Raw genomic sequence first — 366 nt, forward strand, 5'->3', positions numbered from 1 at the left:
GCCAGGATCAAACTCTCCAATAAAGTTAGTTTGTCTAGCATCTAAAAATAAAAATTGACGTTTCACGTTGTTTGTTTCGTTCAGTTTTCAAAGAACTAATGGTGGAGCCTAGCGGGATCGAACCGCTGACCTCCTGCGTGCAAGGCAGGCGCTCTCCCAGCTGAGCTAAGGCCCCAAACAAGTATCGGGAAGACAGGATTTGAACCTGCGACCCCCTGGTCCCAAACCAGGTGCTCTACCAAGCTGAGCCACTTCCCGAAAGAAAACGCGCCCGAGAGGAGTCGAACCCCTAACCTCTTGATCCGTAGTCAAACGCTCTATCCAATTGAGCTACGGGCGCATATGGTGCCGAGGGCGGGGGTCGAA

General features: G+C 51.9%; 3 tRNA genes. All 3 read right to left on the reverse strand.

Annotation, left to right across the window (positions count from 1 at the left end):
- Positions 1 to 99 precede the first annotated feature (99 nt).
- Positions 100 to 175, reverse strand: a tRNA-Ala gene (locus ACTJJY_RS32145).
- Positions 176 to 184: 9 nt separating this feature from the next.
- Positions 185 to 258 (reverse strand) — tRNA-Pro (locus ACTJJY_RS32150).
- Positions 259 to 266: 8 nt separating this feature from the next.
- Positions 267 to 340: transfer RNA gene (locus tag ACTJJY_RS32155), tRNA-Arg, on the reverse strand.
- Positions 341 to 366 lie beyond the last annotated feature (26 nt).

The sequence above is a fragment of the Bacillus sp. 22475 genome, assembly GCF_052044835.1.
Lineage (GTDB): Bacteria > Bacillota > Bacilli > Bacillales > Bacillaceae_G > Bacillus_A > Bacillus_A cereus.